Source organism: Croceivirga sp. ABH4_376, from assembly GCF_056160685.1.
Window position 1 is genome coordinate 940,081 of sequence record NZ_JBSWXQ010000001.1, and the last position, 15,582, is coordinate 955,662.

Below are 15,582 nucleotides of genomic sequence, written 5' to 3' on the forward strand. Positions count from 1 at the left end.
TATCGCTAATATAAAGCGGTTGGCCTATTAATTACATAGAATTAAGAATCTATGTGCGATATGTTTCGCAAAAATTTTCGTAGCATTTTTTGAAAATAATGCGCAATCGATTGCATCTATTGTTTTAATATATACATTTATCATATTGAAACTATAAAGCAGGTAAAATTGCTTAAGTCTCAACCAAACTGTTGAAATTAAACTAAATTCTTAAAACATGTCTAAAAACTTAGATTTTGATTTTTTAATCAAATGGAAGGCAAATGCCTTGCGATTGTATTTATGTGTGCTCGCCTTACTGCTTTGCAGTGTTAGTGCAATTGGGCAAACAAAAGTTTCTGTTAGTGGTACGGTTACGGACGCTACTGGTACTCCTATTCCTGGTGTTAGTGTTATAGAGATGAACACCGCAAATGGAACTACTACGGATTTTGATGGAAATTACTTTCTGGAGGTAGCACAAGATGCTAGCTTGGAATTTCGTTATTTAGGTTTTAACCCTCAAACGATTGCGTTAAATGGAAGGCGTAATTTAAACGTACAACTAGAAGAAGATACCCAGTTGTTAGACGAAGTTGTGGTTATAGGTTATGGTACGCAAAGCAAAGAGTCTGTAACTGGTTCTGTAGTCTCATTAAAGGCAGATGAAATTAAAGAGGTTCAAACTGCTAACTTTCAGCAAGCATTGCAAGGCCGTGCACCCGGTGTAAACATTTCTACAACAAGTACAAGGCCTGGTGCTGCACCAACTGTGCGTATTAGGGGTACACGTTCTCTAAATGGAGATAATGATCCTTTAATCGTTTTAAACGGGATTCCTTTTTCTGGAGGTTTAAGTGATATCAATGTAAACGATATAGAGAGTTTGGATATTCTAAAGGATGCTTCTGCCACTGCTATTTATGGTTCTAGGGGAGCAAATGGTGTCATTATCATCACTACCAAGTCTGGCACCAAAGGACAAAAAGCTAAATTTACCTACAACACCTATTATGCAACAAAAGAGGTGTTTAGCAAATTTCCAATGATGAACGCTGCACAACTTACACAGTTGCGAGCAGATGTTGCTGCCAATAATGGCGGTGTTCCAATTTACGATTTAGGTGGGGATGAAGACTTGGCGAATGATACAGATTGGCAAGATTTGCTTTACGGTACGGGTTTGCAAACAACGCACGATATAAGTGTACAAGGCGGTACGGAAAAAGGTTCCTATAATGTAGGGTTGGGTTATTTTAAAGAAACTTCGGTTTTGCCTGGAGATTCTTTTCAGCGTTACTCCTTAAGAGCACAGGTAGACCAACAAGTTGGTGAACTGTTTAGGTTTGGTATTAACTCTGTAATGAATTATAACATAACCTCTAGTATTGCTGGTGTTTCATTGGCTGCTTCTCCCTTGTTAAGTCCTTATGACGAAAACGGTAATTTCTTAGAGTCTGTACGTTTACAAACACAAGCAGATGATGTTTGGATACCTACTAGAAATGAAATCAGCAGAATAGGAGACGGCAGGAAAAATGAACAATTGGATTTTGGTTCTTACAACAATATATATGGTGAAGTAAAAATACCATGGGTAGATGGTTTTAAATATCGTTTAAATGTGGGTTTAAATTTTAGAACCAGCAGAGACGGTAATTTCCAAGGAAGGGGCGTATTCAGTTATAATGAAGACAACAATTCCTCAGCTAGATATAGCACCTCTTTAACTAGGGATTACGTTATTGAAAATCAATTGCTGTATGATAAAACCTTTGCGGATAAGCATCAAGTGAATTTTGTGGGATTGTTTTCTTCGCAACGAACAGATTATGATAATGCAACATTAGCGGTAAGAAATGTACCAAATGAAAATTCACTTTGGTATAATTTAGATGCTGCCCTAGCCGAGGATATTACTGATTACGGAACTGGATATTCTTCCACAGGTTTACTATCTTATATGGCCAGGGTGCTTTACCAGTATGATAATAGGTATTTGTTTACCGCAACCGTTCGTTCCGATGGTTCTTCAAGATTGGCTCCAGGGTATAAATGGTATACCTATCCGGCGGTATCTCTTGGTTGGAACGTGGGTAATGAATCATTTATGGACAACGTTGGGTTTGTAGATTTACTCAAATTGAGAGTAGGTTATGGAGAAACATCCAATCAGGCAATTGCTCCATATTCTACACAAGGTAGGTTGTCTACGGTAAACTATAATTTTGGAAGCACATTTGCAACAGGCTATAGTGTAACCCAATTACCAAACCCTAATCTTGGATGGGAATTCTCAGAAACATTTAACTACGGTTTAGACTTCTCATTGTTTGGTAGTCGTTTGTCCGGTACGGTTGAGTATTATGTAACCAAAACCAATGATGTTTTATTTAATCTTGGCTTACCAGATACCTCTGGGGTTAGTAACATAGCTACCAATATTGCAAAAACGGAAAATAAGGGTATTGAAATTGCACTTAACGGTACCATTATAGAGAACCCAAATGGTTTGTCTTGGGAAGCAGGCGTTAATGTGTTTACCAATAGAAATAAAATTGTTTCCCTTGCATCTGGTCTAGAAGAGAACGTTGGTTCTTTATTGTTCGTGGGGTCTCCTATTAACGTTATTTATGATTATAAGCGAATTGGTCTCTGGAACGAGTCTGATCCTGATTTCCAATATTTAGATCAATATGAGCCAGGAGGAAATGTAGGTATGATCAAAGTGGCATATACGGGTGAGTTTAACGAAGATGGTTCTCCGGTTAGAGCTATTAATGCAGATGATAGGGTGGTGCAAGATCCAACACCAGATTTTCAAGGCGGTTTTAACACGCGTTTTACCTATAAGAATTTTGATTTAAGCGCTGTTGGCGTATTCCAAAGTGGTGGCATATTAGTAAGTACTTTACATTCTTCTAATGGTTATGTAAACTTACTTACAGGTAGAAGAAACAACGTAGATGTAGATTATTGGACACCTACCAATACAGATGCTAAATACCCTGCTCCAGGAGGTATCCAATCTGGTGATAATCAAAAATACGCTAGTACTTTAGGTTATTTTGATGCTTCTTTCTTAAAGGTTAGGGCATTGACCTTGGGGTATACATTGGATCAAAACTTGGTAAAGAATTTGGGTGTGCAAAATATCTACTTATATGCAACCGCCCAGAATCCATTTGTACTGTTTTCTCCGTTTACCAAAGAATCTGGTCTAGATCCAGAGACCAATTCTGGTGTAGACTCTAATGGTAACCGTCAGAACGTAGCGGTAAATACCTCACAAATTTCTAATGGTATACCAACGGTAGGCGCTAACGTTCCTACAACTAGAAATTATATGTTAGGATTAAACATCACATTTTAAAAAAGAATCAAAATGAAAAAGTTTAATAACAAAATAAAATTCTTGGCAGTGTTTGCTTCTGCATTGCTAATAGGTTCTTGTACTAAAGACATTATACAAGAAGAAACAAGAGGTGTGTTTACACCAGAGTTTTTTGAAACGGAATTAGGGGTAAACGGAGGTTTAACCTTTTTATATCAAAACCTTAGGGATATATATGGTCAAGCATACTATTACAATTCCATGGAAACCGGTACGGATGAGTATACCTTTGCCCAAAGTGCCGATAACAATTTTAAAACCGCAGATTTATCCGGTGAAGGTGAAATTATGTCAGATACCTACACTACAGGTATACAGTGGGGCAATAGTTTTCCTGCAATAAATACGGCAAGTGGTATTATAGAAAACGCTTCTGCCGTAGGCTTAGATAATGCTGTTATTGCGGAAGCTCGTTTTTTTAGAGCGTTCAATTATTTTTTACTGGTGCAACAATTTGGAGGTGTACCTTTAGATTTAGGATCAGGAGAATTGGCATTTAATAATTCTGCCGTTAGAACATCTACTAGAAATACGGTGCCAGAAGTTTATACAATTGGCATTTTTCCAGACTTATTAACAGCAGTTAATGATTTGCCAGATTCGCCTAGACTTACTGGTACGGTTACTAAAAACGTGGCACGTTTGTATTTGGCCAAAGCGTATTTAACATATGGTTGGTGGTTAGAAAACCCAAGAAATATACCTACCTATCCAGATACGCCAAGGACAGACCCAGATGGTAGGGATGCGCAATGGTATTTTCAACAGGCCTATGATATTGCCGTTCAAGGAATAGATAACCCTGGGCCTTATTCCTTACAAGAATATTTTTATGATGTGCATTTAGCTTCCAATGATCGCCATAGTGAAATGATGTTGTATGCAGACCGTACGGAAGAAAATCAAATTTATAATGGAGCTAGTTTAGGTTGGAGTAGCACAGGAGGTAGTGCCAACACTGCTGTTTGGATGGTAACGTCTAACTATACTACTATTAATGTAGATGGTGTTGCTGCAGTGCAAAGAGAGGCAGCGCAAAGTTATGGCCGCCCATGGACACGTATGGCTCCTAGCATTAATGTTTTTGAAGAAACCTTTGCTGAAAAGGAATTAGACTCTAGGTACGATGCCACTTTTGTGACAAGTTATAGAGGTAACTGGAATAAAGGTGGTGTGAGCGACCCTACCATTACAGCAGCCAATGGTATGGAAATTGCCCCTGGAGATGCCGTTATTTCGTTCTTGGATGAATATGACCCAACAGTAGATTATAGTGTTAATGGAGGAAATCTTGGCGCTGGTGAAGTTGCCGGTAGATCAGATTATGTAATCAATCTAAATGAAATAAATAGAAGGTTTTATCCTGGCCTTTGGAAGTTGGGCACATACCGTACGGATCATGACACGGAAAATTCCTTGGGGCAGCCTAATGGTGCTTTAACTAGACCGTTTCCTATTGCTAAATATTCCGAGTTCTATTTAGTAGCGGCAGAGGCGGCCGTTAAGGGCGCGGCCACCCAGGCGGGTAAAAGTGCTAGGGATTTGGTTAATGTTTTACGTGCTCGTGCTGGTAAATGGCGTTTTGACAATGGAGAGCAAGAAGAGCGTATAGAGGATAATAGTGCAGCACTTACCGCAGCTACACCAACCAACATTACCATAGAATACATATTGGAAGAGCGTTCAAGAGAGTATTTTGGTGAAGGCGTAAGATGGTTAGATTTGGTAAGAACCCAAACTTGGGACGTGTTGGCTGCTTCTTATGAAATTGCTGGTAATGATGCTACCGATCACAGTCCTGTGGTTACTACAAGAGGCATACAACCACACCATTATTTAAGACCTATACCGCAAGGACAAATAGACGATTTGGATATGACGGAGGCTGAAAAAATTGCCTACCAGAATCCGGGATATTAAGATGCAACCTAATCTTTGAGTAGCATTAGTTTGAGTTAGTTTAGATTTTTTTGAAAGAGGCTGTTCGTGTTAACGGCCTCTTTCTTATTTTTAGTTATAGGTAATGAGAATTCTTGGAATATCTGCTTTTTATCATGATGCTGCCGCTGCTCTTATAGAAGATGGTAAGGTTGTGTATGCTGCACAAGAAGAACGTTTTACGCGTATTAAGAACGATGCCTCTTTTCCAGAAAATGCTATTCGCTTTTGTTTAAAAGAAGCCTGTCTTAGCCTAGAGCAAATAGATTATATAGCCTTCTATGATAAACCTTTTTTAAAGTTTGAACGTTTACTAGAGACCTATTATGCCTTTGCGCCAAAAGGCTTTTTATCTTTTGCAAAAGCTATGCCTATCTGGCTAAAAGAGAAATTGTTTACCAAACAGCTCATCCAAAAAAAACTAAAAAGAATTAATGATGGTAAAAAGGTTAAGACGGCCATTCTATTTCCAGAACACCACTTTTCTCATGCAGCTAGTGCCTTTTACACCTCGCCCTTTGCAAAAAGTGCATTTTTAACGGTAGATGGGGTAGGAGAATGGGCCACCACCAGCTTTGGTATGGCAGATGGTAGTAAGGGATTCCAAATTATGGGCGAGCTACATTTTCCACATTCCTTAGGACTTTTTTATTCATCTTTCACCTACTTTTTGGGTTTTAAGGTAAATGCTGGTGAGTATAAAATGTTGGGCTTGGCACCTTATGCCGTAGCAAATTCAGCTAGAGTTCAAAAATTTATAGACATCATTAAATCCCAATTAATAGTTATTAAACCAGATGGGTCTTTTAAATTAAACCTTTCGTATTTTAATTTTCCTGTGGGTTCTACTATGGTTTTGCCTAAGAAATGGGAAGCTTTATTCGGATTTAAAAAGAGGGCTCCAGAAGACCAATTAACTCAGGTGCATGCAGATTTAGCCTTAGCGGCTCAAAAAGTAACGGAAGAGGTTTTGGTTTTATTAATTACGCACGTAAAGAAGATAACACAAGCCAGCAATTTGTGTTTGGCAGGCGGCGTTTTTCTTAATTGTGTAGCCAATTCGGTCTTATTTGAAAAAGGACTTTTTTCTGATATTTATATACAGCCGGCAGCTGGTGATGCCGGTGGGGCTTTGGGGGCAGGCTTGGTAGCTGCTTATTTAAAACAAACTTTAGAGTTTACAGGATTGCGGAATCCGTATAAGGTATACTTAGGACCAAAATATTACCATCAGGAAATAGAACGTAATTTAAGAAACCGCAAATTGCCTTTTCGGTTTTATCAAGAAGAAAAGGATTTGTGTAAAAGGGTAGCTACCTATATAGCAGCAGATAAAGTGGTTGGCTGGTACCAAGGCAGAACGGAATTTGGGCCTAGGGCTTTAGGTAATAGAAGTATTTTGGCAGCAGCGTCTAATCCAGAAATGCAAACAAATTTAAATCTCAAAATTAAGTTTAGAGAAAGTTTTAGACCTTTTGCTCCTGCAGTATGTATAGAGGATTATAATGTGTATTTTCAAGCAGGTAATCCATCACCCTATATGCTTTTTACAAGCTATCTTAAACCATCTTTATGTTTTAACTTGAATAATGGTTTTCAAGAGTTGTCCTTAGAGGAAAAAAGAGTTATACCCAAATCAAAATTACCAGCTATTACCCATATAGATTATTCGGCTAGAGTGCAAGCCGTAAGTAAGGATTTAAATGCAAGGTTTTGGCAATTAATACAAGAATATAAATTACTTACTGGGATTGGAGTAATTATTAATACCAGTTTTAATGTTAAGGATGAGCCTATTGTTAATACACCAGAAGATGCCATTAATTGCTTTCTGAAAACCGATATGGATATTCTGGTTTTAGAAAATTACATAATAGAAAAGTAATGGAATTTATAAAGGATTTTTTTCTTTTTTTAAAAGAACGTAAGAAGTGGTGGTTGTTGCCGCTCGTGTTGATTTTTGCGGTTTTAGGCTTGCTTATATTTTTTACTAATGGTACGGCCATAGGACCTTTTATTTATTCTTTGTTTTAATGAAAAGGGACAAGGCATTAGATACCCTGTTGGTTTTGGCGCTAGTACCTTTGCTAATAGGCTTTTGGTATAAGGTAGAATGGTTGCTTCTGGTAACAATTGTTTTTTTGCTTGTTGCTCTTTTATCCCATAAGGGAACAATTTTTATTGCAAAAACGTGGCTGTCTTTTGGCTATTTCCTTGGTGTAATAATGAATTATATTCTACTTTTTTTGGTGTTTTATCTTGTATTAACACCTTTAGCTATTTTACAAAGAATGCTAAGTAAAAACCCGATTAAAAAAGACAATGGTCACAAAGAGAGTTTTTACGTTTTACAGAAAAGGTTTATTACAGAAAAAGATATAGAAAGGCCTTGGTAAAAGTTCAATTGGGCTTCATAGCCCTTAACTTTGTTTTCTTGTTTGCATAATAATTGGCGGTTAAGGTATCTTTTAATCTAAGGCAAGTTTCTTCTGCCATTTGATGCACACGCCATTGTTCTGGATATTCAAAAAGCAGTGTTTCTACAACGGTTAGGGCATTTTTAAAATCACCTTTCTTTGTATAAAAATGATAGGCTTGGCGCATGGCGTCTTCCCATTTTTGTCTTCCTTGATGTATGTTCCATGCCATATGTTCCTCAAAACTTTTGGGTTGAAAGAGAAAGTGGTTGGTTGAATCTGATTTAGTTGTGTTCAAGGTAAATGGCCATTGTTGTTGCAATTCTTTCAGAATTATGGTTCCGCGTATACTATCAATTTTGGTAGTTGGTATTTTGTTATAGGCTTGTGTGTAGGATAACTTATTTTTCCATTCACCAATTAAACCAAGTTCTTCCAGTTTGTTGTAAAAAGCATCTGCCATTAAAAAATAACCCTCTACATTTGGGTGTACGTGCTCTGTTAAAAGCTCTTTTCCAATTATTTTACTGGTAGACCTAGCTTCAAATAGGGCTTTAATATCTACCAATGGTAACTCTTCTTCTTTAGAAAACTGCCTTATTAGGGTGTTTATGGCATCTGGGGCCCTAAATCGTAATAAATCTAATTCTTTGGCTTGGTTTAAATAATACTTGGCAGAATCCGACAGTTTTTTTTCTAAATAATAGTTTCCTAATAGATAAGATGCCATTGCATTATTCTGTGCTTTAATTTTAGCAGATGGTAAATCTTTTTCACAGAGTTTTTTGTACTGCTCTTTGTTTAGCACAGGGCTAATAAAAGGAGCAGTGTCTTTTTCATTGCTTACCAAGGTACTCAAAATAACGGGTACGTTATGTTGTTGGTAGTAAGAAAGTATTTTGTCTAGGTTTTGTTTATACTGTTTTAATCCGGCTTTGTAGGCTTCAGAACCGAATGGTATTTGCTGTTCTTTAGCCAACACTTCCATGAGCGTGGTTTCTTTTACTGTTTTTAGGTTGTTTTGATCACTTTGGGTAATTTTTTGAAAAGTATTCTCGAACAGTTGAAAAAACTTAAAATTTTTAAGTTTTAAGTAGGATCTGATTAAAAATGGGTGGTTACCTACAGAAGCCGAAGAACCAACCCCCAAAGCGCCGTAATATTCGTTATGACCCGCATAAATCAAAACAAGATCTGGTTGTTGAGCAATTATATCTGGAGTAATGTCCCACAAGGTATAGGAGTTTACCGCGGTAATTCCTGTATTAATTACTTCTATGTTTTTTTCTGGAAAAGTTTTTTCTAAACGGTGTTTTAACAATCTGGGAAACGATGCGCCACGGTAAAACGGAAACCCAACAGTGGTAGAAGCGCCTTGTACAAAAATTCTAAATGTACTATCGGTTTTTTGTCTTAGAAATAAGTCTTCTTGGTTGTCAGAATTAAAACCAGTGTTCTTAAAGTATTTTTTAGAAATATCAGAATTAAGGGTAAGGTACTCTATACCGTTTTCTCCTTTTATTTTATTAAAAAAATTATAGGTTTCACCATAGCCAATTGAACGTAAAACCACCTCTAAAAGCATTAGGAATACTAAGGGTAGTAATGCGGAAATAAGCTTGAATACGGTAGTTTTTTTCACCTTAAATCTGGCTATTAATTTGCTTTGGTGGCCTCTTTTATATTGTGTATAACATCTAACATAGGAGCGGTCCAAACCTCGGTTTCGTTTGCCTTTAAATATTCTAATAATTGGCGGTGTGCTGGTAAAGAAACATTCATAGTATGTTCACCGCCAACCCCATGAAAAAGAAATATTAACAAAGCTTTCTTTTCTATGGCTTCTTTAACCAAGGCAATCAATTCATCACCCGTTTCACCAACTATTGGGTAACTATCTAAATTGTAAAGGTCTATTTCATTAATGGTATGCATTTGTGGACGTACCGCACGTGCACCAGATAAATCATCTTTTAAATATTCAATAAAAGTATTTTCGCCATTAACGGTAAAATCTCCGCAGGTATATGCAAAGGTCCGCTTCTTCTTGTTATCCAATGCTTCTAGTAGGGTATTGTTGATTTTAATTTCATCTACCATTCTTTCTACGCTATAGGTAGCCATATCATAATTTTTATTAACCAAGGGTCTATCTTCTTTTCCTATGCAAGGGTGATAGATGGTATGATTGCCCAGCTCATGACCATTATTGGCTATTTGTTTCCAATCTTGAAGTCTATTTCTAAAACCTTCAGCAAACGTTGAAACATAAAATGTTCCCTTCAATCCTAAAGAATCTAAAATTGGAATGGCATTATCTAAATGCACATTTAAGGCATCATCATAAGTTAGTACTACAGCAGCTTTTTTGCCTTGCCATGGTTTTTTGTTTAATTCTACAGGGTCATAATTACGAAATGGAGATGCCGGCAAGCCTTCTTTGTTGTACAAGTTGGCTCCTTGCGGATTATCTGCCCATGCATAACGTACATATCTAGGATGTTTAATATTCTCATGGCTTACAACCACTGTATTATTAACTATTTCGGCATTGCCCCACACAAACTCTTGGTCTTCTCCAGCAATTTCAAATCGTTGTAAAGGTCTGCCATCTTTGGCAACCAATCCGCTACCTATATGATCAAACGAAATAACGATGGTATTCCCTACTACTTTTGAACCGTTAAATATAGGCCCGGAATAGACTAGGTCTTCCTCGTATGCAAATTTTAGGGCCCCTAGGGCCAAACGCTCACCTACATCTTTCTTGTTTAAGGGGTGAATATCGTTCCACTCTCCCAAATCAATAGCAACAGCCATTGCCGTTTTAGGTTCTGTTAGTGCGGAAAATTGTTCAAAACGTAAGGTTGCCCAGTTACTTTCTGTAGGCAAATAATCTACATCTTGGTAATTGGCTAATTGTACATAAAGAAAGGGGGCTTCTGGAGCATTAAATTGCTTGCGCATGTCTTTGAGCAATGCCTTAAGATAATTTCCATAGCCTTTTGGATTGCCCGAGTTGGATTCGCCCTGATACCATAAAAAGCCTTTAATATTTAATTGAGTTAAGGGCGCCAACATGGCGTTATATAAACTGGTAGGTTGATTTTGAGCCCAAAAAGAATTATAGGTGCCGGGTTTGTAGCCTCTAGGTGGTGGTCCAAAAACTTCACCTACTTTATACTTCCATTGGCCCATTAAATCTACGCTGACCCCATTGGCTGTAAGTTCATAGTTTTTATCGGGAACAAAACCTCCTTTGCCGTTAAAATTAGTAACCCGTATTACAATAGAATTACTTCCTTTTTTTAATACGCCTTTTGGAACGGTATACCTTCTTGGTGGATATTTATAGGTAATGTTGCCTACCTTGGTGCCATTTACATAAACCTCGTCTGCATCTACAATACGGCCCATGAACAATTTAACGTCAGTTTCTAATAAAGCCTCTGGCACGGTGATTTCTTTTCTAAACCAGACAACACCATCTAGGTTTCTAATTCCTTGGTCTTCCCAATAGCCTGGTACGTAGAAACTATTCCAATCTGTTGTAGACGCCTCTGGGTTATACCATTTTTGATTAGCCAATAGGCCCATATCTTTTATTTCTTGTTCAGTTTTGGTGCTGGGGCGTACCGTAAATTGGTTGGTATAACTGGTGTCTTTGTTTTGTGCTATAGTTTTGAGGTCTTCTGGAAATGCTTTAAATCCATCTTCACTAATCCATGATTGTATAGGGGTGCCACCCACACTTGCATTAATAATACCGATTGGCACCTTGTATTTTTTATAAATTTTCTTTGCAAAAAAATACGAAACAGCTCCCATGGACATGATATCTCCTTTAACTGCAGGCTTCCATTGACTTTGTGGTAAATCTTGCTCAGGTGAAATTAGATTGGTTGCAGTGGGAATAAAGAAATTTCTAATTCCATCATTAGCTGCGCTGGATACCTCTGTAGGGTAAAGTTCCTTAACCCGCTCCATAGGCGTTACCATATTGGATTGTCCAGAACAGACCCAAACATCGCCAAACAGAATATTTTTGAGTTCTATTTTATTTTTTCCGATAAAGGTTATCTTATGTGGGCCACCCGCGGTTTGTGCCGGTAAAATAAGGCTCCAGTCACCTGCTTCATTTGCAGAGGCTTTATAGGTTTTACCTTTGAACCTACATGTTATTTGTTCATTTGGTGATGCCCAGCCCCATAAGGTGGTTTCAGCATTGCGTTGCAAAACCATGCCATCACTTATCAATTGTGGTAGCTTTATTTGTGCCACTACATTGGTGGTTACAATAAATAAACCCCAGAACAATAGCTTTACAAGCTTCATGGTTTTCTTTGTTATTTTTGGTTTGTACTGTTCAATTTATAAGCAATTCCCATTTCTAGTCCTCTCAATTCGGCAAGCCCTTTTAAGCGCCCAATCAAAGAATAACCCGGATATAATTCCGTTCCTTCAAAATTGTGCAAAAAACCATGGTCTGGGCGCATAGGTAAACGTATATCTCGTTTTTGCATCAAAAGGAGTAATTCTTCCATAATTGCCGCCATGGGATTGTCGCCATTTAGATGTTCAGATTCTCTAAATCGTCTGTACCCCTTATGTTTTACATTTCTCAAGTGCAAAAAATGTATGCGTTCACCGTGATTTTTGATGATGCGTACCAAATCATTTTCAGGTTGACCTCCTAATGAACCCGTACAATAACAAAGTCCATTTGCATGTACAGGTACCGCGGTTAATATTTTTTCAATATCTGCTTCCGTGCAAACAACTCTAGGTAAGCCCATAACGGAAAACGGTGGGTCATCTGGGTGTATAGCCAATTGCATACCTAATTTTTCGGCAACTGGAGCTACTTCAGATAAGAAATAGATAAGGTGCTCACGTAATGCATTGTCATCTATACCTTTGTATTCTTCTAATAAGTTAAGAATTTGTTCAGCGGTAAAATTATCTTGGCTTCCAGGTAGGCCAAGCAGTACATTTTGAAATAGTTTTTCCTTTTCGGCTTTAGAAAGTGTTGCGCCATATGTTTTTGCTTCGGCTATCTTTTCAGCTGTGTAACTTTGTTCTGCACCAGGTCTTTTTAGTAAGAACACATCAAAAAAGATAAAAGCGGTTTCATCGTATAATAATGCTTTGGAACCATCTGGGTTTTTAAAAGCATGTTCTGTGCGTACCCAATCTAAAATGGGCATAAAATTGTATGTAACAACTTTAAGTCCACATTCTGCAAGATTTGCCAAGCTTTGTTTGTAATTTTCTATGTAAGCTTTATAATTACCTTGTTTGCGCTTAATGTCTTCATGAACTGGTAGGCTTTCTATAACGCACCATTCCATGCCTTTTGCGCGTATAATCTCTTGGCGATTTTTAATTTCGCTCACTTCCCAAACAGCGCCAACGGGTATTTGGTGTAAGGCAGTTACAATGCCAGTTACTCCAGCTTGACGTATATCTAACAATTTTATTTTATCATGCGGCCCGTACCAACGCATGGTTTGTTGCATTCTGTTCATTTATTCAAATATTTAGTGCCAATTGGGCTTAATGCCGGGAGCAAAAGGAAATTTTAAGGATTGGTAATAGGATAGGTCATGAGCCGGTTGTTCCATCTCTTTTGGATAGTCCATTTTAGAAAAAGTTTTAAAATAGCTCATACAAGCATCCTTCCACCAGATGGCTTCTTTTAATTGTATGTTAATGCGCATGGTAACTTCTTTATGCTGTTTGGTGTTTACATAGGGTTTCATAGCTTCCCAAGTATTAATCATTTCTTTAACCTCATCTACACCTTGCTGGTATTTAATGCCAAGATTGTCCCATAGGGTTCTACCATTTTTTAACTTATAATCCCATGTTACATGGTGAAACCATAGTAAATAGGTTTCTGGACAGGTTTCTATATTGCCAAATTTTTTAGCCAATTCTGGGGCATATTGATCTACAGCATTGCTGCCCGTGGCGGAGCGGTCAAAACCAATACCCTTTTCATCTGCTTTATGGTAATATACCGGATTCCATTCTGGTCTGGAGAGATTAGAGACCCAAGGTCCCGGGCCATAGTGGTGGCCTGCATCAAAAATATGATGTAATCCAAGCGGATTCATGTAGTTTACAACCGTTTCACGGGAGTTTAGCAGTAATTCTTTAATAGGGTCTACAAATTTTTTATTGGTAGTAAAAGTTATTTGTAGCCATTCTTCTGCTATTTTGGCCGATTCTAGATTTGGATTCCAGGCCAGACGACCAAATCCGTACCAATCTGCTTGTCCAAATAAGTGCCCTGTCCAATTAAAATCCGTGCCAATATTGGCAACACCAGCCATTCCTGTAATTTTTTTGTTGTGCAGCGAACCATCAATAACCTTGGCAACCGTAGAACCTTTTCCTTTTTGGTATGTATCGGATTGTAAAACCTCTTCAAATAACTTGGGTAAAAAAACCAAGTGGGTTGCAAAACCTAGATATTCTTTGGTTATTTGAAACTCCATCATTAATGGTGTTTTTGGCATTGCGCCGAACATTGGATGAAAGGGTTCTCTAGGTTGAAAATCTATAGCTCCATTTTTAACCTGAATCAATACGTTGTCTAAGTATTTGCCATCATCTGGTATAAATTCATTGTACGCTTGCTTGGCCCTGTCTGTAGGGTCATGTTCTGAATAGACAAAAGCGCGCCACATAACAACCCCATTGTGTGGTTTTAGAATGGACGCTATCATATTGGCACCGTCTAAGTGCGTACGGCCGTAATTCTGTGGTCCAGGCTGTCCTTCGGAATTTGCCTTGACCAAAAAACCACCAAAATCAGGTATTAACTTATAAATTTCAGCTGTTTTTGTTTTCCACCAATTAATGACCTTAGGGTCTAACGGGTCTGCCGTTTCTAGCCCCCCTATTTCTATTGGCGCAGAAAACCTAGCCGTGAGGTAAACTTTTATTCCATAAGGCCTAAACACCTCTGCCAAGGTCTTTACTTTATCTAGATAATGAGGTGTTAAAATTAAGGCATTAGAATTTACATTGGTTAGCACCGTACCATTTATACCAATAGAAGCGTTGGCACGTGCATAGTCTATGTAGCGTTGGTCTATAAAATCCGGTAAGGTGTGCCAATTCCAGATAGAAAAACCTGCATACCCACGCTCAACAGAACGATCAAGGTTGTCCCAATGGTTAAGCACTCTTAAATCTACTTTTGGATTGTCTAATATTTCAAGGTCCTTAATGTTTTTTTGCTGCTGTAATAGCCTAATAAAATGAAAGGTGCCATAAAGCAATCCGCTATTTGTATTTGAAATAATTAGCGTTTGTAACTTATCTGAAAGCGTTACCGACTTAATAAGGAAGCCATCTTTTTCTAACTTTGTGGTATTTACCTTGTTTTTTAGGGACTGAGGTAAGTTTTGAGGCTTGCTTATAACTAGAGCGTTCATATCTAAATTAAAGGTAGATGGCTCCAGATTTAGGTTTAATAAACCATTTAAGGCCAAAGAAAGTTCCTTTTTTATTATTGCCGTGGTTTCATCTGCATCCTGTACCACAATGCTTTGTATGTGGTCACGGTATTGTTTTGCAATTGTTTGGTCTTCAATTTTATCATATTTAAGCCAAAGATCGTACCCGTTGTCTTGTGCTAAATTTATGGAGACCATTAAAAGGGAAAGTATGAAAGTAAAATATAGTTTAGATTTCAATTTGGTTCTATTTAAAGGTTTAGTATTCTGTCTAAAGTTCATTTAAGAAACGGTTGCGCATGTTTAAAGCTATTTGTTACTGAAATTAATTTTGCAACCGATTGCATATTTTATTTATGCTTGTTCTATGTGGATTTTCAATTAA

9 protein-coding genes are annotated in these 15,582 nt (G+C 37.6%); 5 read left to right on the forward strand and 4 right to left on the reverse strand.

The features are described 5' to 3' along the window. Positions 1-217 precede the first annotated feature (217 nt). The 5 genes from ACXAGS_RS04075 (at position 218) to ACXAGS_RS04095 (ending at position 7,707) form a co-directional block, all read left to right on the forward strand. A complete protein-coding gene (locus tag ACXAGS_RS04075; protein WP_474904733.1) occupies positions 218-3,352 on the forward strand; it encodes a SusC/RagA family TonB-linked outer membrane protein in 3,135 nt (1,044 codons plus the stop codon). 12 nt (positions 3,353-3,364) lie between these two features. Then, the gene (locus tag ACXAGS_RS04080; protein WP_474904735.1) at positions 3,365-5,293 is read left to right on the forward strand and encodes a RagB/SusD family nutrient uptake outer membrane protein; all 1,929 of its coding nucleotides are present in this window, start codon (positions 3,365-3,367) and stop codon (positions 5,291-5,293) included. 103 nt (positions 5,294-5,396) lie between these two features. Further along, positions 5,397-7,196, forward strand: coding sequence for a carbamoyltransferase family protein (locus tag ACXAGS_RS04085; RefSeq protein WP_474904737.1), 1,800 nt, complete (start codon positions 5,397-5,399; stop codon positions 7,194-7,196). Continuing rightward, positions 7,196-7,345, forward strand: a complete 150-nt coding sequence (locus ACXAGS_RS04090) for a DUF5989 family protein (RefSeq protein ID WP_474904739.1) — start codon at positions 7,196-7,198, stop codon at positions 7,343-7,345. Before ACXAGS_RS04085 ends, ACXAGS_RS04090 begins: the two co-directional genes overlap by 1 nt. Next, a complete protein-coding gene (locus tag ACXAGS_RS04095; protein ID WP_474904741.1) occupies positions 7,345-7,707 on the forward strand; it encodes an SxtJ family membrane protein in 363 nt (120 codons plus the stop codon). The genes ACXAGS_RS04090 and ACXAGS_RS04095 overlap by 1 nt, the downstream gene beginning before the upstream one ends. Before the next feature lie 4 nt (positions 7,708-7,711). Here ACXAGS_RS04095 and ACXAGS_RS04100 read toward each other — a convergent pair whose 3' ends face one another. The 4 genes from ACXAGS_RS04100 to ACXAGS_RS04115 are packed head-to-tail and all read right to left on the reverse strand — an operon-like array spanning position 7,712 to position 15,395. Beyond that, positions 7,712-9,370: an SGNH/GDSL hydrolase family protein gene (locus ACXAGS_RS04100; RefSeq protein ID WP_474904743.1), complete on the reverse strand. Its 1,659-nt coding sequence runs from the start codon at positions 9,368-9,370 to the stop codon at positions 7,712-7,714. A 14-nt stretch (positions 9,371-9,384) separates the two neighbouring features. Further along, on the reverse strand, positions 9,385-12,063 hold the full coding sequence (locus tag ACXAGS_RS04105) for a sialate O-acetylesterase (RefSeq protein WP_474904745.1): 2,679 nt from the start codon (positions 12,061-12,063) through the stop codon (positions 9,385-9,387). Positions 12,064-12,074: 11 nt separating this feature from the next. Continuing rightward, positions 12,075-13,256 (reverse strand): mannonate dehydratase, encoded by a 1,182-nt coding sequence (gene uxuA, locus ACXAGS_RS04110; RefSeq protein ID WP_474904747.1) that lies wholly within the window; start codon positions 13,254-13,256, stop codon positions 12,075-12,077. 12 nt (positions 13,257-13,268) lie between these two features. Then, complete coding sequence (locus ACXAGS_RS04115) at positions 13,269-15,395, reverse strand: alpha-glucuronidase family glycosyl hydrolase (RefSeq protein ID WP_474904803.1); 2,127 nt, start codon at positions 15,393-15,395, stop codon at positions 13,269-13,271. Positions 15,396-15,582: the final 187 nt, after the last annotated feature.

Excerpts from the sequence above, each read along its gene's own strand:
- ACXAGS_RS04075 (WP_474904733.1), top strand. The coding sequence starts at position 218 with ATGTCTAAAAACTTAGATTTTGATTTTTTAATCAAATGGAAGGCAAAT.
- ACXAGS_RS04080 (WP_474904735.1), top strand. The coding sequence starts at position 3,365 with ATGAAAAAGTTTAATAACAAAATAAAATTCTTGGCAGTGTTTGCTTCT.
- ACXAGS_RS04085 (WP_474904737.1), top strand. The coding sequence starts at position 5,397 with ATGAGAATTCTTGGAATATCTGCTTTTTATCATGATGCTGCCGCTGCT.
- ACXAGS_RS04090 (WP_474904739.1), top strand. The coding sequence starts at position 7,196 with ATGGAATTTATAAAGGATTTTTTTCTTTTTTTAAAAGAACGTAAGAAG.
- ACXAGS_RS04095 (WP_474904741.1), top strand. The coding sequence starts at position 7,345 with ATGAAAAGGGACAAGGCATTAGATACCCTGTTGGTTTTGGCGCTAGTA.
- ACXAGS_RS04105 (WP_474904745.1), bottom strand. The coding sequence starts at position 12,063 with ATGAAGCTTGTAAAGCTATTGTTCTGGGGTTTATTTATTGTAACCACC.
- uxuA (WP_474904747.1), bottom strand. The coding sequence starts at position 13,256 with ATGAACAGAATGCAACAAACCATGCGTTGGTACGGGCCGCATGATAAA.
- ACXAGS_RS04115 (WP_474904803.1), bottom strand. The coding sequence starts at position 15,395 with ATGGTCTCCATAAATTTAGCACAAGACAACGGGTACGATCTTTGGCTT.